The following is an 18,560-nucleotide window of genomic DNA, read 5'->3' as shown; positions in this document are numbered from 1 at the left end:
CCGGAGACAGGTATCGCTCCGTGCTCAATTGGGTATGTCGTGCTCGAAGCTGTCTTGCGGCGGCTCGATCGGCAGGATGACCCGGTTTTTGAGCGAGCTGTTGATGGTTTCGAACCGCGCCAGGAGGGCGTCCGCAGCTTCGCGGCTGAATCCGTTTGTGAATAACGCGCGGGCACTGTTGAAGAAATGGCCGTGATAAACAAAGCACGCGCCGCTGATGAAGCCCGCCGTATGTGACCTGAAGTTGTAGTTATTCGGCAACGTCAGCATACGCGGCTTCAGGGCTCGAAGCGCCCAGTGTAGCGGTGGTTGGTCGAGAGCGTCGGGGCCGTTTTTCTCGAGCTCCTTCTGATATTGGCGAGCCCATTTCCTGCCGAGCTTGCCGCAAAAACCTGACCGGATGAACATGACGCCAGAGTTGAACTGGTATCGTCGGGCTTTCTCCGCTTTCACGGCTCGATTCATTGTGGTGATGTTGGCCCGACCCGGGGAAAGTACCGCAGCGAACTGAAAGTTGCTAAACGCGAAGACACGGCTGATGTCGCCCATGATGATGGTATCGGTGTCGAGATAAATCGTGTTTCGCCCGGCGCGCATGCTGAGCGACCGGACTTTCAGTTCTTTGGGCTGAACCACAATGTCGCACGGTAGAACATGGGATAATGGAAACCAATCCTCGTCCTGAAATCCGGCGACGAACTCGTAGGCGTTGGTGATCAGCGTTATGTCCGCTGAGGTGTGACGGCGAAGCGAATACGCGGAAAGAAGCGCCTCCTGGGTATATTTCGGGTCGGACAGATCGTTTTCGTAGGTGGTGTAGAGGAACATCTTGTGCTGCTGTGATTGCGGTGCTTGCCAGACCGGGAGTGATCGTTGGTTGCCGGCCAAACGGCCGCGTCATTTTTAGCCTTCGTCTCACCGGCTGCTTCATCGCGCCCGGCGAACGGCGTGACCCCTTGCTTGCTTTCATCGCCACTGCTCGTCAACCGGGAACGAAGCAAATTCTCAGGAAACGGCGGTATGGTAAGTGCCGCCGCTCTCACGTTATTGTTTAGCCGGGACGCCAAAGGGAACGGCTCAGCAGGAGAACGCCATGAAGAAAACCGTTTGTGTAACGATCCTTTGTTCCGCCTTCACGCTGTCAGTCGGGGTCGAGGCCTTCGCCGCCGAATGGAACGTGTCGCTGTGGGGCAAACGCCGGGCTTTCACAGAGCATGTGGAGAAGCTCGCGGAACTGGTCGCGGAGAAGACGGGTGGAGACTTCACGCTCAACATCTCCTATGGCGGCTTGTCGAACAACCGTGAGAACCTCGACGGCATCTCGATCGGGGCTTTCGAGATGGCGCAGTTCTGCGCCGGCTATCACGCCGACAAGAACCCATCGATCACCGTTCTTGAACTGCCGTTCCTCGGCGTCGACTCCTTGGAAAAGGAAGTCGAGGTATCGATGGCCATCTACCAGCATCCGGCGGCCCAGGACGATCTTGGCCGCTGGAACGCGACGCTGCTGATGCCGTCGCCGCTGCCTCAGTACAACATCATCGGTGTCGGCGAGCCGCCGGCGACGCTCGAGGATTTCGAGGGCCTGAACGTGCGGGCGACCGGCGGTATCGGCAAAGCGATGGAAGCCATCGGCGCGGTGCCGACGTCGATGTCGGCCACCGAAGTACGCCAGGCGCTGGACAGCGGTGTGATCAAGGCGGTGTCGTTCGCGCCGCACGCGCACATGTCCTTCGGCACGGTCGAAAACGCGGACTGGTGGACGACCAACCTCAACCCGGGGACCGTCAACTGCCCGGTCGTCGTCAACACCGATGCGCTGAACGCGTTGTCGGACGAACATCGCGAGGCGTTGGTCAGCTCCGTTGACGAAGCGCTGCAGCACTACGTCGACTACTACAACGGCGCCACCATGTCGGCATGGCAACCGACGCTCGACGAAAAGGGGATCGAAAGCATCACCTTCGACGAAAGTGCGCTGACGGCGTTCCGCGATACCGTGGCCGGTCCGGCGGCGGAGGAGTGGATCACCGAAAACAACGCTCGGGGATTGCCGGCGCAGGAACTCTACGATCTGGTGATCGAGACGATTGGCAACTAGCCGGTCAGGCGACGCACCGCATCCGGGCCCGTTGATCCATACGAGATCCCGGGTCCGGGTGTCGGCGTAGCGCCCATGTCCACCTCGGCAACGATCCTCGAGGACGGCTCGACCCTCAGCCGGATCGATCGCTCGCTGTTCCGGCTGGAGAGCTTTCTGGCGCTGTTGAGCGGTCTCGCCGTCTTCTCCCTGATGCTGTTCGCGGTGGTCAGTGTCGGCGGACGCAACTTCTTCAATTCGCCACTGCGCGGCTATGTCGACTGGATTGAACAGGCGATGCCGCTGATCGCGTTTCTCGGCCTCGCTTACTGCCAGAGGCTCGGCGCCCACATCCGCATGGACATCGTCATTCGAATGCTCCGCGGTCGGGCACTGTGGGGCTTCGAAACCGTCACCGTTCTGCTCATGCTGTTGCTCTGCCTCGCGCTCACCTGGGGCACCTGGGCGCATTTCGACCGGTCGTTCGACTGGGCAGCGCCGTTGTGGAGCCGCGACTCCAGCGTCGATATCCGCCTGCCGCTGTGGCCGACCAAGCTGTTGGCGCCTGTCTGCTTCGCCGTGCTCAGCCTACGTCTGGCGATTCAGCTCTGGGGGTATGCGCAGGCGTTCATCACCGACGCCGAGCGCCCGGTCGCCGTGCCGCGGCCGGAGGACCCGGCTGCCGTCGCCGAGCACGAGGCCGAGTCGGTCTCGGGCGCCGACACGGTCGAGCGCGACTGATGGGTTCGCTCGATATCGGCCTGGTCGTCACCGGCTTCCTGATCGTCCTTGTCGTCGTCGGCATGCGCGTGGCGTTTGCCGCCGCGCTCGCCGGGCTGGTCGGTCTCGTCTGGATCTTCTGGTCGCGACGGGACTACGCGCCGGACGCCTTCTTCTGGGCGCTCGACGTCGCGATCAAAACCGCCGGTCAGATACCGCACTCGAAGATTTCCAGCCAGGCGCTGTCGCTGATCCCGGTCTTCATCCTGATTGGCTTCCTGGCCTACTACGCCGGCTTGACCAGCGCCCTGTTCGTCGCGGCGAAACGCTGGGTCGGCTGGCTGCCGGGGGGCCTGGCGGTGGCGACGGTGTTCGCCACGGCAGGGTTCGCGGCGGTGTCGGGCGCATCGGTCGCGACCTCGGCGGTGTTCGCCCGGATCGCCATCCCGCAGATGCTGGAGGTCGGCTACAACAAGCGCTTCGCCGCCGGGGTGGTCGCGGCGGCCGGCACGCTCGCCTCGCTCATCCCGCCCTCGGCGATCCTGGTGATCTACGCGATCATCGTCGAACAGGATGTCGGCGCGCTGCTGCTCGCCGGGTTTCTGCCCGGCGCCTTCTCGGCGGTGATCTATGGCGCACTGGTGATCGGCATGGCGCTTGTCATCCCGAACTTCGGCCCGGCGGTCGGCGGCTTCACCTGGCGGCAGCGGTTCGCGGCGTTGCCCGGCGCCTTGCCGATCGCCTTCGTGGTCGTGATCATCGTGCTGTTTATCTACAACCCCTTTGGTGGGGACGCCTGGGGGACACCGGCCGAAGGCGGCGCGCTCGGCGCCTTCGTCGTGTTCGTCATGGCGCTCTATCGCGGCATGCGCTGGCGACAGCTGAAGGACACACTGCTCGAAACCGCCAAGCTCGCGGTGATGATCTTCGCCATCATCTGGGGCGTGCTGATCTACGTCCGCTTCCTCGGGTTCGCCGATCTGCCCGGTGCGTTCTCGGAGTGGATCACGTCGCTCGACCAGAGCCCGATGCTGACGCTGGTCCTGATCCTGCTCGCCTATGCGGTGCTCGGCATGTTCATGGACGCGATCGGCATGTTGCTGCTGACGCTGCCGGTGGTCTTTCCGGCGGTAATCGCACTGAACGGCGGTCTCGATGTGACCGCGGCCGAGTCCGCCTTCGGCATGACGGCGACCGGATGCGGAATCTGGTTTGGCATCATCGTCGTCAAGATGGCCGAGCTCTGTCTGATCACCCCGCCGATCGGGCTCAACTGCTTCGTCGTCGCCGGCGTGCGACCGGACATCTCGGTCCAGGACGTGTTCCGTGGCACGGCGCCGTTCTTTGTCGCCGACGCGCTGACCATCGCCGGCCTGATCGCGTTCCCCGGAATCGTGCTCTACCTGCCGGGGCTGTTGCTGAATGTGTGAGGCATTGAGAGGCCATGCGCCATCTGGGAGTTGTCCTCATCGCGCTGGCGTCATTTGCCACCGGCGCCGTCGCCCAGTCCGCGGCGACCGACTCGGCGCGGGCGCTGGTCGCCGAGGATGATCAGGCGCGGTGGTCGGCGATCGGCCGGATCAATGTGGCCGGGCAGGGCTTCTGCACCGGCACGCTGATCTCCGAGCGGCTGGTGGTCACCGTCGCCCATTGCCTATTCGGCCAGCGGACGGGTCGTGCGATCGCGGCGGACCGCATCCACTTTCTCGCCGGCTATCGGATCGGCGCCTATGCGGCCCATCGCATCGGGTCGCGCGTCGCCGTGAGCCCAGACTACCGACACGGCGAGACCACCGGGGCGGTGATCGCCGCCGATCTTGCACTGATCGAGCTGGCCGAGCCGATCGCCCCGGACGTTGTCGCGCCTATCCAGGTGGATTGTTGTGCCGCACTCGGCGATCCGGTGACGACGCTGTCCTACGGCATGGACCGGCCCGAGGCGCTCTCGCGACAAGGCGACTGCGCGATTGTCGCACGGTACGGACCGATCCTCGTCACGGATTGCGAGGCGACGCCGGGAGTTTCCGGCGCGCCGCTGATCAACGAAGCGTCCGGGGTGCCCGGCATCCTCGGTGTCATCGTTGCGATGGACGGTCGCATCCGCGCCGACGCCATCGCCGTCGAACTCAGCGATCGGCTTGCCGCGCTGAAGACGCTGCTGCGCTGAAGCGTTTCACGGCAACGGTCGCCGGTTGCGTTCCGGATCGTTTGCCTGATCTGCCGGAGGGTTTCAAAGCACCGCAGGCGGACGGAGACAGGGGGCCATCCGCCTGCGGTGGCGACGCAATCTAGCTGCCGTACGCGTGCACGTGATCGGCGATGAACTCGACTGCGTAGTCGTGAATCTGAGCAAGGTTGCCGCAATGCCCGCCATCTCCGGTGAAGATGACCGTGCCGTTGCGCACCGCGCTGGCGATCAGGGTCATGTCCTGGATCGGCAGGACGGGGTCGTTGCGGGAATTGATCACCAGCAGCGGCGGTGCATCCTCGATGATGTCACCACTGAGGAGGTCCTGGTTGACCAACGAAAAGGCGGGCAATAGCTCGGCCAGCCGGACGTTCGCGGCATCGTCCCGCGGTACGCCGATGCCGAACCGATCCGCCAAGACGTCAAGCCGGTGGGCCGTCGCGGAGCGATCCAGAATGCCCGGGTCCGCGCGGATGGCTTCGGTGGGCATGTCGAACGGTTCATGGACCGGACCACACGCGCTGACCAGCGCGGCAAAGCGGTCGCCATGCAGGACGGCGAGCCGCGCCACCGCGTTGCCGCTCCAGCTTGTCGCATAGACGGCGATGCGGTCCTGATCGAACCGGTCGTCCTTCGCGATCGCGTCATGCACGGCAAGGAACGCCGTCTCGTGGTCGGGCATGTTCCGGAAGTCGTTGGATTCGCCCATGCCGGGCATGTCCAGCACGACGTAGGCCATACCGGCGTCCATCACGCGCTTGGCAACCGGCCAGGTCTCGGGCTTGAACACGTCGATACCGCCGGCGCCGATCACCAGGGGAATCGGACCACTGCCGGCGGCCTTCGGCAGATGGAGGTAGGCCCGGATGATCTCGCCGCGATAGGGGACGTCGATCACCTCAAGCGGTGTGTCCAGCAAGGCGCCGAACGCCTCGTAGGCTTCCATCGCCTTGACGTAAGCCGCCTGGTAGTAAGGCCAATCTTCGTCGCGAATGTAGACAGCCTTGGCAAGGCTGTAGAGCTGGGCCGCACGCAGGAACATGTCGCGGGCTCGTTCGGTCTCTTCAGCCTCGCGCAGGACCTCAGCTTGCGACAACGCACGGTCGGCTTGTGCCGACCACTCGTAGACCCAGTGTCCCGGGCCGTAGGCGATCTGGGTGTCGATCATCCTCTCATAGCGATAAGGCGGAGAACTGGCGGCGATCCTGTCCATCACGTCGTCGATGTCCTTGGCCGTGGCGCCGCGGCGAATCCAGCTATCGACACGATGCTGGTCGACGCCACGAAACGTCGGCCAGAGATCGTCGTCGTCGGCAGCAGTTGCCGGTCCGGCCATGGCGAGTGCCACCAGTGCCGTGGATAGAATCAAGGCTTTCTTCATGGTCCATCTCCGTTGTTTCTGTCCGAGGCCTTCAGCCAAGGACGGGGGGCTAAAAGTTGTTCGAGACCTGCTTTTTGGGGGGCTAAGCCGACTTCGTCGGCTGTCGATCCGGATGGCTCCATCACGGCGCCGGCCCACCTCGGCGCATCGACTTGGCGCTTACGAGACTTCAGTCGGTCGTGATACCCTTCGCGATCACGTCCAGGGTTTCCCGCCGCATCCGGGCGTACCGTTGCCTGGATAGTCCGAATAGGCCGCGATGGAGGATCATCCCGTCGACGACGCTCGCGAGCGATCGTCCCAGAAGTCTGGGATCGACATCCGAGCGGACCGCGCCCGCTTTCTGCAGATGCGCGAGGGCCCGCGCGTAATGGGTGCCGAGCTTCTCGAAGAAGGCCGACACCACCGCTGAAAAGCTCTCCGAGGCGAAGCTGGGTCCGAAAATCTCAAAGAACATACGGACGAACTTCGCGTGGTCTTCCTGCACGTTCATCGTTTGATCGAGCCAGGCGATGAAGGCTTTCAAATCCTCTGGCAGAGCGGTGGCCATGAAGCGCGCCTCCAACCCTGCGAAGTGTCGCTCGACCATCGCTTCGGTCATGGCCTCTTTGTTATCGAAGTAGAGATAAAGCGTGCCTTTACCCAAGCCCGCGGCCTCGGCGACATCGGCGATCGTCGCGGCGTGGTAGCCGCGCTCGGTGAATACGATCATGGCGGCATCGAGGATTCCGTCCTGCATCTCTTCGCGGTCGACGATTTTGGGCATGCCCGCTCCTGCCGAAAATGAATTTCCGCTCACATAGGCCTTTTATGACTGGACGTCCAGTCATTTTTAAAATATGACCGAACATCCGGTCATTTTAAGTGATAACCAAGATCGCTCGACGATCGATCCGGGCGGCCGAGGAGAATTGGCGAACGCTGATCCGTGCCGCGCTAGAGCCTATGAAGCCTAAACATTCGTCGGCATCGCCGCTTGCGTTCCTGGCGCTCACCTATGCGTTATCGCTTCCATGGTGGGGGCTGAGCCTGGTCCTCCGCGCGCCCGGGCTTCCAGATCGCCTGCCGATCACCGACCTGGGCGCTGTGTTCATGCCTGCGCTTGCGGCGATCATACTCATCCACCGTGAGCGCGGGCGGCGAGGCGTCATTGCCGTGTTGCGACGCCTTGCCGACTGGGACCGCGTTCGCGGTGCGTGGTGGCTCGTTCTGCTCGGGCTGCCGCCGGTTCTCTATGTCGCGACTTTTGCCGGCATGCGGCTGCTCGGTTTCGACGTCGCTGTTCCGTCGGCGATCGGGGCGCCACTCGCTTTGACATTCGTGGTGTTCTTCCTCGGTGCCGTCGGTGAGGAGCTAGGCTACACCGGATACGCGACGGACCCCTTGCTCCGGCGCGCGTCGGCGCCGATGACGGCAGTCATGCTGGGCGTGCCGTGGGCATTGTGGCACTTGCCATCGATGATCCTGATCGGTCAGCCGACCGACCTGATTTTGTGGGGACTCGCCGCCACGGTCGCCTACCGCGTGATCTATGTTGAGATCTACGCCCGATCAGGCTGCAGCTTGTTTTCCGTCGTTCTCTTGCATGCGCTTTTCAACACCGGGCGCACGGCTTTCCCCGGAGGGCACGAAGGGTTCGAAGCGGGGAACGCCGCCGTCGGCTACGGGCTGGTGGTTCTCGTTGCGCTCGGTTTGAGCCTGCTCCTGCGACCGTGCAAGGAGACGTAGGGGCGCTCTATCGCGATCCGGGCCAAGATGGCATCACCGTCCAGCTCGAGGCGCGATTGTCTCGGGTGTGGCGAGCCATTACACCGCTGGGTTCGTTGCAACAGGAGCGACAAGCGCCATGGATCGATCCTCGAACCCGTTGAAACGTCGCTATGGCGACGACGCTGAGCACCTTCGCGATGCACCCTCCTATGCGCAGCTTGCCGATGTGATCGCACGCGGGTCCTGCCGCTCATTCACACGCCGTGACGTCAGTCCCCAACTCGTCGAGGTGTTGTGCGCGGCGGCGCTGGCATCGCCGACGAAAAGCGACCTGCAGCAGCGCGATATCGTGATCATGCGGGATCCGGCGGCGAAGCAGCGGCTCATCGCGCTCATCGACACCGAAAGCTGGGTCAGTGACGTCCCGAATATCGCGGTGTTCTGTGGCAACAATCGACGGCAAAGGCGGTTGCACGACCTTCGCCAGCGTCCTTTCGCGAACGATCATCTAGATGCGTTCTTCAACGCCAGCGTCGATGCGGCTATCGCCCTGGCTGCCTTCGTCAATGCGGCAGAGGCGGTCGGCCTCGGCTGCTGCCCCATCAGTGCGGTCCGAAATCGCGCCGGGGAGGTCAGCGATCTCCTGAGCCTGCCGGACCAGGTTTTCCCGGTCGCCGGCCTGGCATTCGGCTACCCGGACGAGGACAGCCAACGGATAAGCCCGCGGCTCCCGCTCAAGTGCACGGTCCATATCGATCGGTTTGCGGACAAGGACCTCGACGGCGACATCGAAGCCTATGACCGCCGGCGCGAGGCCACCGCGCCTTATGCCGCGCAGCGCGCGACGGAGGTGTTCGGGACAGCCCAGGACTATGGGTGGTCCGAAGACAAGGCCCGCCAGTACGCCCTAAAGGAGCGGGCGGACTTTGGTGCGTTCGTCAGGTCGAAAGGCTTCAGGCTCGATTAGGCGGAGTGAGCTTCTGTCGACGGCAAATCGGCATCAGTCATCGGCCTAGCCAGCGAAATTCATCGCGAAGAAGGGAAGGAACGCAGCGGTGTTGACCAGGGCGTGGCTGACCATCGGCCATCCGACCGAATTGCCCGCGCGGGTCATGACCGTCCAGACGGCGCCCATCAGTAGCGCCCCGCCGATCAGTCCGACCGCACCGTGATCGAATGAGACGCCGTTGGAGAAGAAGAGGGGCACATGCCACAGGGTGAACAGCCCCAGGCCAAGCACCTCATACGGCAGGCTGTCGTCCGAATTGGCCCTGAACGATCTGCGCCACGCCAGTTCCTCGAGCGGGCCGTTGATCAGCGCGCACGTCACAGCCAGCGCCAGGATGGCTGGCTCGGACCCGATCCAGCGCATCGGACCGGCGGCGAAAAAGACGACCACAGGAAGTGCGAGGGCAGCGACGGGTATCCATGGCTTCGTTGCGCGCAGACCGACCGAGATGCGCTTCGGCCCCCGCCCGAAAATCGCGGCGACCGGAATACAGAAGCAAACCCAGTAGATGATGAGGACGCCGACATAGCCGACCAGGGGGCTGAAGACGCTCGTGACAAACGGCACGATCACCGCCATCAGTGCCGAGAGAAGGAGCGCAGCCAACACGAGACTCGTCCGCCGTGTTGGAAAACGCATTTCGGACCTGCCCAACCGACCTCTCCATTTTGGCTGCAACGGTAGGTGCCCCGTCAGCGGCTTCCGCGGCCCGTTGCAGGGCCTCGGAAATCTGGTCATGGGCGGCGTGAATTACAGGGGAAAGCGGAAACAGTCACGGTTCATGGCGCGCCTGCATCTCCTCGTCGCCGATCCAACCGCCATCCCGGAGATCAGGCCACGCCTGCGGGGCTGTTGCCGAATGTTTAGGGAAGGGTGCTAAGTCGCGATATTGTCCGTGGCGGAACCGCCGAAAAGGATCGCGTCATGTTTTATCGTTGCCGGAGTGTCGCGGGCCTCGCAGGTCCAGCTCGTGGGCGGAACCATCCGGCCGGCGGGCGCGGTGCCGGCGCGATGATCCGATTGGCCGTGGTTTTCACTCTGGCGCTTGGTCTCATCCACACGCCGCCGGCCGTTGCGGCCGACCCGGCGCCGAGCATCATGCTCAACGCAGATATCATCGCTCGGCTACACGCGGCCGCCGACAACGACCCCGAGACTGCCGCGCGTCTCAAGAAGCTGAGGAGCAACGTCGACGCGATCCTCGACCAGCCGCTGCTCGCGGCGCCCTACGCGCCGGGGTTCAAGGGAACGGTGCCGCCGATGCTCTACACCGCGCGGCAAATGGTGCGGCGGGCGACGATGCTGGCGCTCGCGTGGAACCTGTGGGGGGTCGAGGCTTATGCCAAGCGCGGTCGCGAGGAACTGCTGGCTATCGCAGCCCTGGAGGATTGGAACCCCGGACACTTTCTCGACACTGCCGAAATGTCGGCGGCGGTCGCGCTCGGGCTCGACTGGCTCACCGCTTACCTCTCAGAAGCCGACAAGGCGACGATCGTCGATGCGCTGGTCGACAAGGGGCTCAATCCGGGTCTCAGCATCTATGAAGGGGCCGCCACCTGGGTCAATCCAACCCCCGGCGACGTGAGCCCTGCCGCGGCGTCGGAACGATCGTCGCGCCGCTGGCCGGTTGAGTCCTTCAACTGGAACACGGTCAGCAACAGCGGCATGACATTAGCGGCGCTGGCGGTGCGGCCGTACAAACCCGATCTTGCCGATCGGGTGCTCGACCACGCCCGCGTGTCGATCGCGCTCGGCTTCGCCGAGTATGGCGAGGATGGTGGCTTTCCCGAAGGGATCGGGTACTGGTCATACGCCACGCGCTATGCGGTGACGTTTCTCGCCGCGGTCGAGAGCGTTCTCGACGACGATTTCGGTTTTGCCGAAACGCCCGGCTTCACTCGTACCGGCGATTTCATCCTCCATATGACCGGCCCGACCGGGCTCGGGTTCAACTACGGGGACAGTGCGACCGAGCCCAATCGTGCGGCGCTGGCGTGGCTCAGCGAGGCCTATGGACGTCCGGTCGACGCCTGGTTCGATACGCAGATGTCGCCGGGTTCGCGGCTGGCGCTCGACCTCGTCTGGCGGGTATCGAATCCTGGGCAGGACCCGGTCGTTGCCGACGTGCCGACCGGCAAGCTGTTTGGCTCGATCCATGTGGCGACGTTTCGTACGGCATGGCTGGACCCGAACGCGGTGTTCGTCGGGTTCAAGGGCGGCGACAGTCGCGGTCATCACACCCATCTCGATCTCGGCAGCTTTGTCATCGATGGCGATGGCGAGCGCTGGGCGATGGCGCTCGGTCCCGGAAATTACGATCTGCCGGGGTACTTTGGCGACAAGCGCTGGGCCTACTACCGGACGGGCACCGCCGGACAGAACACGCTGATGTTCGAGGACGCCAACCAGAACCCCCAGGCGATGGCGCCGCTGACGGCGTTTGACCACCGAGCGGATCGCAGCTTCGCGATCGCCGACCTTGGCGCGGCTTACGACGTACCGGCGGCGAGCATCCGTCGCGGTATGGCGCTGCTCGACGACCGCACCGTGCTGATCCAGGACGAGATCGGCGGCGACAAACCGCAAGCGGTGACATGGCAAATGCATACGGCCGCCGACATCGCCGTGAGTCCGGACGATCCGTCGACGTTGATCCTGCGACAGAACGGGCGAACGCTCGCGGCAAGGATCGTCGAACCGCCCGATGCCCGGTTCGCGACGGCCTCGACCCATCAACCGCCGCCGCAACTCCCCAACACCGGGATCAACAAGATCGTCATCGATCTCGCCGCGGTTTCGCCGGGGACCGACCGACGGCTCGCTGTTGTCCTCGCGCCGGGCGCTGAAACGGTGCCCGATGCAACCGCGATCATCCCGCTGTCGCAGTGGGAGACGCGGCTGGGGCAATGATAGGGGCTGGTCTCGGGGAGGGCGGGTTCTCCGGGCACCATCCGCGTCGAGACGCAGCTTCACGGGCTGAACGAAACCACCGACCGGATCGAGCGGAAGGTGGACAGCCTGATTGACCGGGCGGGGCGGTGATCGACTTATTCGGAAGCGTCAGTTCCGGTGACTGAGAGCTCTAGTTTCTGAGGGCTATCGACGAACAAGCGTGCGCCGTTCTGGAACTCCACCACCAATTCATTGTCGCGGTGCCTGAAAAAACGCGTCACCACGCTGCCAGCAAGTAGCTCCTCCAGCCTGACTTCTTCTTCCTTTAGGGTCAACAAAGGCCCGCCCCCTTTCGCGTCTGTCTGCCGGCCCGAACGGGACCGCGGTCGTCTCCATACATCGCCAGCAACATTGATGTTGCGTCAAGCTAACCCAGCAGAAAGGACCAACCCATGCTTCACCGTGCCATGGCGGCTGCGGCCGTGCTTCTGTTCGCGTCGGTATCAGCGGAGGCGCATCTCCTCGGGGACTGCATCCCCAAAGAGGCGGACGCTGCATACCTTGTCGAGCGTGGCCAGAAGATCGTTGGTGTTGGCATCGCGCCGATGACCGACGGTATCGACGCCGCCGTCTTCCTCGCGGTCAATCCGGACACCGGCGGGTGGCGACTGTTCTACAGCCGGGATGGAATGCGTCGCGCGGTCCGAGCGGCTTAGCCCGGAGCATCGGGGACCAATCGATTGAAGGTGCAGTTCATTCGGGTCATAGTGCGGTGGCTTCGAGCTCAGAGGGAGGAAATGGTGACGCGCGCAAACCACGGATGGATGCTGCGATCGGGAGCTGTGCTCGCGGTGGTGTTGGGCACCTCGGCGGGTTCTATCGCTGCGAGCGAATGCGTGCCGTTCGAGATCGTCAGTGATGGGAGCGACCGGACGGTAGAATACATAGATCATGGCGCCGAAGGACCATCGCTGGGCGATCGGCGCATCGGCCGCCGAAGCGCTGCGGTGTCTGGGCAGGACGGAACCGCCACGGTGCGGTGGATCGTCGAAAGTGTCAGCCCTGATGGGGAGGAGCCCAGCATTGTCGCCGATCAGGTAGCCTACATCTTCGACGATGGAACGCTCTTTACGCGCAAGATCGGGCCGCGGATTGGCGCTGCACCAGACGTGGAGGGTGTCAGCTCCGGCGGCGGGGAAGGCGCGGTGGTGGGCGGTACAGGCGTCTTCGCCTTCGCGCGCGGTACATACGAGATCACCCGCGACGGCCTCACATCGACGATCAGATTCGACATTCGGTGCGACTAAACATCTAGGCTCTACGCCAGCCCCCCGCTCGCAGGCCAGGAAGCGGCTACAGCCGTCGACGATCGCGTGGGCGCCATCAACGTCGACTGTCTGCCAGGGACTGGCGACGTAGACCCCTCCGAGTTAGGTCGCTGAGCGGAGGAGGCGACAACACTTTCAGCGATCAGGCCATACTGTTGTGGCAGGAGTTTCGGCTGATCCTCGGACGTCCCGCAGATTGTTATGAGGTCACGTCGCTGGTGATCATGCGAGGGCTGGGAGACCATCATCCCCGAGCCGCCGGGGACGGAGAGCTAAGGCGCTAACTACGTTGTCTACGCCTGATCAAAGCGATCGACAAGCTCGGCACTCGGCTAGAGAAATTCGTTGAGAGACTCGATGAGATATCGAAAACGTAGAAATCGGTACGAACAGGCGTCATATGCGGGTATCTCTCCGGCAGAACACATCTCCAAGCATATGTTAGGACTGCATGCGAAAATTAGTCAAGTTTACAAGTGAAGCCGCCGGTGTACACATCATACGGCACACTATGATGCTGTGAATTGCAGTCACAAGATACGTACGCTCCTTCACTTTGAGTCGTCTTACAGTGTAAGTCCTTGGCTTCAACGGACTTCCCTGTGATCTGACATCCCTCAAAACCATAAACAGAAACGGTATCGCCCTCTCTTTGGTCAATTCCCACACAGGTTCCTTTAAATGTAAATGACCCGGAGTCTTTTCCGTAGCTGAATTGCTTTGATCCACATGGAAAGGTATCTCCAGTGGGCGATGAAATTGAGCAAGTATGGGACGCCGTTTGACCGGCTATTCCCTGAATACTCTGCAACAAAAAGGCGACTAAACTCAATAGAATGAAAAATCCAAATTGTATTTTTCCATTGGAGCCTCTTAAAGTGAGCTTTCCCATACTTACAGTCTCCCAAAGGTAAGCGGTCGTCTTCAAGCTTGCCGCCCATGTCCGAAGCTCTGGCAACCGCCGCCACACGACCGTGGCGGAGCACATGCCCGCCAGCCATGGCCGGTATGCGGGCTGGAACCCGGCGGAGATCCGACGGTTCTGTCGCAAAGTTTCTGCTTGCCTGCGATGCCGACGGACACGGTTCTTCCTCCATCGGGCTAAGTCTAAATGCGAACCTTGTTCTAAATCCAACAACACGATTTGCAACGGTGGTTTATTCCAACTCCGGCACGTCGCCATATTGCGCCAGCACCGTTGGCTCGCCGCACTGGCATTTATTGAGGTTGATCAGGCTGGCGCGTTTCGCCACCATCGGCCCATGTGTGGCCGCTACGACAACCTCATCCCCCGTGAAGCCTATGTGAACCTGTTCGGGGCCAAGCGCCTGCCGGACAGCAACTGGCCGCCCCGCTACAACGTCGCCCCGACCGATCCGGTGCCCATCGTTCGTGTTGATCCCCGCGACGATGTTCGGGAAGTCACTATGGCCCGTTGGGGCCTGGTCCCGCCCTGGTCAAAGGCGATCCCCAAGGTTCCCCATATCAACGCCCGTTCTGAGACGGTTGGCGAGAAGCCGCTGTTCCGGAAGGCGTTCGCCCAGCGCAGGTGTCTTGCTCCCGCCACCGGCTTCTTCGAATGGCAGCAGCGCGACGACGGCAAGCAGCCGTTCCGGTTCACGACCAGGGACGACGAGCCGATGGCGTTCGCCGGTCTATGGGACTACGCCAAGATCGACGGTGCAGACCTTCTCTCGACCACCATCATCGTCACATCCACCAACCCGCTGGTGCATCCCGTTCACGACCGGATGCCTGTGATCCTGCCGGCCAGCGGCTACGACGCATGGCTCGACAAGGAGACACCGGAAGACGAGGTGCGGACGCTGCTTGCGCCCTACAATCCCAACCTGATGCAGTCCTATGAGGTCAGCCGCGTCGTCAATTCGGTGAAGAACGATGTACCGGAGTGCGTCGAGCCTTTTTTCGCCCCCGGCAGCATGATTGAACGAAACCACCGATCGGATCGAGCGGAAGGTGGACAGCCTGATTGACCGGGCGGGGCGCTAGATGGGAAGATCGAGGTCTTCGGCGGAATTAGGCTCGCCGAGTCCAGTTGTTGAATGAGCGCCGCCATCAGATTTTTTCGTTCCGCTGCGCTGATGTAGAGTGAGGAGCGATTATTGTCATGCGCAAATTTTCAACTTGGATTGTCGCAATCGGTTTAGTGTGCGCGACCTCGTCAGCGACCGCACAAACGGATGACCCGCCCGATCTTCGTGGGCTATGGGAATGCGAGGACGCCGTTATTCTCTTCCGGGAGGGCGAATGGTCCGAGGTCGAGCGCTCCGTGGAGGTCATCGAGCAGCGAGGCGCCTTGTTCCGGGCACTCAATAACTGGAGTTTAAACCCGAATATCGATGTCCTCGGGCACACTTTCGGCGAGAGCACGGTGGGCGGGACCAGCCCGTGGGTCGGCGTCATCGACTTCGACAACCGGACCATCCTCGGTGGCGCATTTGGCGACGGGCACCAGTTCCGAGGACGCCTCATTGACCGTGATACGATGCAACTCACCATGACCGAGGCCGGCGATCACCCCTGGTCGAGTCGAACCAACTGTCGACGTGTTGGCGGCGGCTAATAGCGCCGGGCTTTTCTCCAAACCTCGGCTCGCTCGATCTCCCGCTGTCGGCGTTGCGCTTCCCCTCGACCGACTCTAGCGAAGCCAGCGCTGACGACTGGCGCTGCTCGCCGGAAAGTCTCCGCGTGGTTTAGGATCGCGCGCAATCGACCGCAGGAGACCCACGATGCGTATTGCGTTGATCCACATTGCCCAGGAAACCAACGATTTCAACCCGGTGCCGACGACGCTCGCAGATTACCGCGCCTTCGGCATCCAGGAGTGGGATGCCGTCGGTCGAGCAGAGGGTGGCCAGAGCCAGATCGACGGCTATCTCGATGCCGCGGAGGCGGCGGCTGTCGACGTGGAGACCGTGCCGATCATCCGCGCCTGGGCGTTAGCCGGCGGACGGGTCGACCGCGAGGCGTTCGACTTCTTCCAAGACAAGATCAGGCAGGGGCTGAGGACGGTGGGCGCGATCGACGGACTGGCGCTGCAGCTTCACGGCGCCTGCGCGGCTGAGGGTATCGACGATGTCGAGGGCGAACAGGCCGCACTGTGCCGGTCGATCCTTGGCGATGAGGTGCCGATCGTCGCTGCGCTCGACCACCACGCCAACATCACCCGCAAGCTCGTCGAGCAATGCACGGCAATCGTGGGTCACCGGACACAGCCGCATGACCTGCGGGATACCGGCAGGATCGGCGCCGAGCTGTTGTTTCGCATCGTCGCTGGTGAGGTCAGCCCGGTGATGGCGTGGCGCAAGATTCCGCTTCTTTCCCATCAGGAGCAGTTCCTCACCGCCAAGGGGCCGATGAAGGTGTGGTTCGACCGCGCCAGGGATATGGAGCAGGACCCCCGCGTCCTGCAGGCCTCCAACTACCCCATGCAGCCGTGGTTGGATGTGTCCGAAGGCGGGTGGTCATCCATCGTTATCACCGACAACGACCCGGCTCTTGCCGAGAGGCACGCGGACGAACTGGCCGACCTGGCATGGTCGATGCGCAACGACTTCCAGATTCGGGAGGCGGTACCGGTGGACGAGGCCGTCCGCGCCGCCGATCGCGCCGACCGGGGCATCGTCGTGCTGAGCGATACCGGCGACACGGTCTTCGGCGGCGCTGCCGGCGACAGCAACATCATCCTTGAATCGATCCTGCGCCTTGGCATTGCCGGCAAGGTGCTGATGCCATTGATTTCGCCGGCGACCGTCGCCCGCCTCGACGACGCCGGCGAAGGCGCGCAGGTGACACTGCCGCTGGGTGGCGACGCCGCGGACGCCTTCTTCACACCCCTCGAGGTGACCGGAACCGTTCGGCGGGTCGCCGACGGTAGCCGTGTGAAACTCGCTTACAACTATCAGGACCATGTGGACATGGGACGCGTTGCCATTCTCGATGTCGGTCCGGTGACGCTTCTGATTAGCGAGAAGCGCGGGGTAGCGGGCAACCTGCCCGGGGTCTACACGGCGTTTGGGGTCGATGTTGGTGACTACAAGATCGCGGTCGTCAAGACCGCTTCCAACTTCCAGTATTTCGCTCCCATCGCTTCTCAGGTGATCCGAGTCGACACGCTTGGCCCCGGGCAATCCGACGTCCACGGCCTACCGTGGAGCCGAATACCGCGCCCCGTCTTTCCACTCGATCCGATCAGCGACAGGCGGATACCGACCGAGGGACGGCGTTCTATGTCGTTGTGAACCATTTCCGTTTACCGAGTTCACTCCATCTCCGGCTCGTCGCCGCCGAGGAGTTGGCAGAAGCTGCGGCGGCCGACCGGCGCTTTGTCATCAACGGACGATCCGACCTGAAAGCCGACGTGTCGTCGATCAACACCAAGCTCGAGGAACGCTTGCCGCGGCGGCCTGGTCACTAACCCACGAAAGGAACCGCAATGATTACCCGCACCATCGCGGCTCCGGCCGCATTCCTGTCTCGCAGCGCTCCGGACCAAACCGGGTGTCACCTGACCTGGTCTGCATGGTTGACGCGGTGTGCCTAAAGGCGGAGCCTGACGTCATGCCGCCTTCTCTGGCGGGACGGATTTCAGGTTTTAGCGAACCGACGCGCTGCAGTAATTCGACTATCGAGCTGTTCGTGTCTAGAACATCGCACCTAACGGAGGCAGTTGTCATGACAAATCGGCGGGTGCCAGTGTTGACCTGCACGTTAATATTTGCATTGCAATATAGTGACGTCATGGCGACATCGGATGATGATCTTTATTGCACTGATTCGACGTGCAATTGGACATTGAGCTTGGGCCCGGCAGCTAGCAGATTTTATACTCTCTTTTGTGGGGCGGACGCTGCTTCCTCTCAGGAACCTTCGTCTCACTCGGCGTCAGGCGATGATATTATTTGCAATGAAGCCAACTCAGGTGATGAAGATTACTCATATCACTGCACAAATTCGGATATGTTTAAGACAAGAGACGTGCATATAACCGCGGGCTGCAGTTAGAAAACACAAAAGCTACGACGCAATAACCGCTCCTGTCCGCCAAGCTACACCGAGACTTGATCTAAAGCCGCCGGGAACCGAGAGCCAGGGGCGTATTCTGCCTGGCCCGGCCATGCCGGGGATGGCGTTTGAGTGCGGGAAGCGGGTCGAGAACTAGCTGTCATTCCTCAATAAGCATTCTCTTGATAAGCATTCTATTGCAGCCGAATTTCTCCTGTTGATATCAT

General features: G+C 62.4%; 16 protein-coding genes. 12 read left to right on the top strand and 4 right to left on the bottom strand.

Going from position 1 to position 18,560, the window contains the following annotated elements:
* Positions 1-24: 24 nt before the first annotated feature.
* Positions 25-828: a hypothetical protein gene (locus tag ACO076_RS19370; RefSeq protein ID WP_421724450.1), complete on the bottom strand. Its 804-nt coding sequence runs from the start codon at positions 826-828 to the stop codon at positions 25-27.
* Between the two features lie 265 nt (positions 829-1,093).
* On the opposite strand from ACO076_RS19370, the gene ACO076_RS19365 reads away from it, so the two are divergent.
* The 4 genes from ACO076_RS19365 (at position 1,094) to ACO076_RS19350 (ending at position 4,967) form a co-directional block, all read left to right on the top strand.
* Complete coding sequence (locus ACO076_RS19365) at positions 1,094-2,101, top strand: C4-dicarboxylate TRAP transporter substrate-binding protein (RefSeq protein WP_421724449.1); 1,008 nt, start codon at positions 1,094-1,096, stop codon at positions 2,099-2,101.
* Positions 2,102-2,176: 75 nt separating this feature from the next.
* Positions 2,177-2,821 carry a TRAP transporter small permease gene (locus ACO076_RS19360; protein WP_421724448.1) on the top strand — a complete coding sequence of 215 codons (645 nt, stop codon included), beginning with the start codon at positions 2,177-2,179 and terminating at the stop codon, positions 2,819-2,821.
* Complete coding sequence (locus ACO076_RS19355; RefSeq protein WP_421724447.1) at positions 2,821-4,230, top strand: TRAP transporter large permease; 1,410 nt, start codon at positions 2,821-2,823, stop codon at positions 4,228-4,230. The genes ACO076_RS19360 and ACO076_RS19355 overlap by 1 nt, the downstream gene beginning before the upstream one ends.
* A 14-nt stretch (positions 4,231-4,244) precedes the next feature.
* Entirely contained in the window at positions 4,245-4,967 is a 723-nt protein-coding gene (locus tag ACO076_RS19350) for a trypsin-like serine peptidase (protein ID WP_421724446.1), read from the top strand.
* Positions 4,968-5,088: 121 nt separating this feature from the next.
* Here the strand turns inward: ACO076_RS19350 and ACO076_RS19345 are convergent, their stop codons facing one another.
* Complete coding sequence (locus ACO076_RS19345) at positions 5,089-6,369, bottom strand: alpha/beta fold hydrolase (RefSeq protein ID WP_421724445.1); 1,281 nt, start codon at positions 6,367-6,369, stop codon at positions 5,089-5,091.
* Positions 6,370-6,538: 169 nt separating this feature from the next.
* On the bottom strand, positions 6,539-7,135 hold the full coding sequence (locus ACO076_RS19340; RefSeq protein ID WP_421724444.1) for a TetR/AcrR family transcriptional regulator: 597 nt from the start codon (positions 7,133-7,135) through the stop codon (positions 6,539-6,541).
* A 179-nt stretch (positions 7,136-7,314) separates the two neighbouring features.
* Here ACO076_RS19340 and ACO076_RS19335 point away from each other — a divergent pair, with 179 nt between their 5' ends.
* Both ACO076_RS19335 and ACO076_RS19330 read left to right on the top strand, forming a co-directional pair.
* Positions 7,315-8,097: a CPBP family intramembrane glutamic endopeptidase gene (locus ACO076_RS19335; RefSeq protein WP_421724443.1), complete on the top strand. Its 783-nt coding sequence runs from the start codon at positions 7,315-7,317 to the stop codon at positions 8,095-8,097.
* 118 nt (positions 8,098-8,215) lie between these two features.
* Entirely contained in the window at positions 8,216-9,046 is an 831-nt protein-coding gene (locus tag ACO076_RS19330) for a nitroreductase family protein (protein ID WP_421724442.1), read from the top strand.
* 45 nt (positions 9,047-9,091) lie between these two features.
* Here ACO076_RS19330 and ACO076_RS19325 read toward each other — a convergent pair whose 3' ends face one another.
* A complete protein-coding gene (locus tag ACO076_RS19325) occupies positions 9,092-9,694 on the bottom strand; it encodes a type II CAAX prenyl endopeptidase Rce1 family protein (RefSeq protein WP_421724441.1) in 603 nt (200 codons plus the stop codon).
* Positions 9,695-10,099: 405 nt separating this feature from the next.
* On the opposite strand from ACO076_RS19325, the gene ACO076_RS19320 reads away from it, so the two are divergent.
* The 6 genes from ACO076_RS19320 (at position 10,100) to ACO076_RS19295 (ending at position 17,570) form a co-directional block, all read left to right on the top strand.
* The gene (locus ACO076_RS19320) at positions 10,100-11,998 is read left to right on the top strand and encodes a heparinase II/III domain-containing protein (RefSeq protein ID WP_421724440.1); all 1,899 of its coding nucleotides are present in this window, start codon (positions 10,100-10,102) and stop codon (positions 11,996-11,998) included.
* A 434-nt stretch (positions 11,999-12,432) separates the two neighbouring features.
* The gene (locus ACO076_RS19315) at positions 12,433-12,696 is read left to right on the top strand and encodes a hypothetical protein (RefSeq protein ID WP_421724439.1); all 264 of its coding nucleotides are present in this window, start codon (positions 12,433-12,435) and stop codon (positions 12,694-12,696) included.
* A gap of 84 nt (positions 12,697-12,780) precedes the next feature.
* Positions 12,781-13,287, top strand: coding sequence for a hypothetical protein (locus ACO076_RS19310; RefSeq protein WP_421724438.1), 507 nt, complete (start codon positions 12,781-12,783; stop codon positions 13,285-13,287).
* Between the two features lie 1,007 nt (positions 13,288-14,294).
* A complete protein-coding gene (locus ACO076_RS19305) occupies positions 14,295-15,302 on the top strand; it encodes an SOS response-associated peptidase (RefSeq protein ID WP_421724437.1) in 1,008 nt (335 codons plus the stop codon).
* Between the two features lie 134 nt (positions 15,303-15,436).
* The gene (locus ACO076_RS19300) at positions 15,437-15,892 is read left to right on the top strand and encodes a hypothetical protein (protein WP_421724436.1); all 456 of its coding nucleotides are present in this window, start codon (positions 15,437-15,439) and stop codon (positions 15,890-15,892) included.
* Between the two features lie 166 nt (positions 15,893-16,058).
* Positions 16,059-17,570, top strand: coding sequence for a M81 family metallopeptidase (locus ACO076_RS19295; protein WP_421724435.1), 1,512 nt, complete (start codon positions 16,059-16,061; stop codon positions 17,568-17,570).
* Positions 17,571-18,560: the final 990 nt, after the last annotated feature.

This window comes from Bauldia sp., assembly GCF_965232525.1.
Taxonomy (GTDB): Bacteria; Pseudomonadota; Alphaproteobacteria; order Rhizobiales; family Kaistiaceae; genus Bauldia.
The sequence above is the reverse complement of the archived record's forward strand: the minus strand, read 5'-3'. Positions and strand labels throughout refer to the sequence as shown.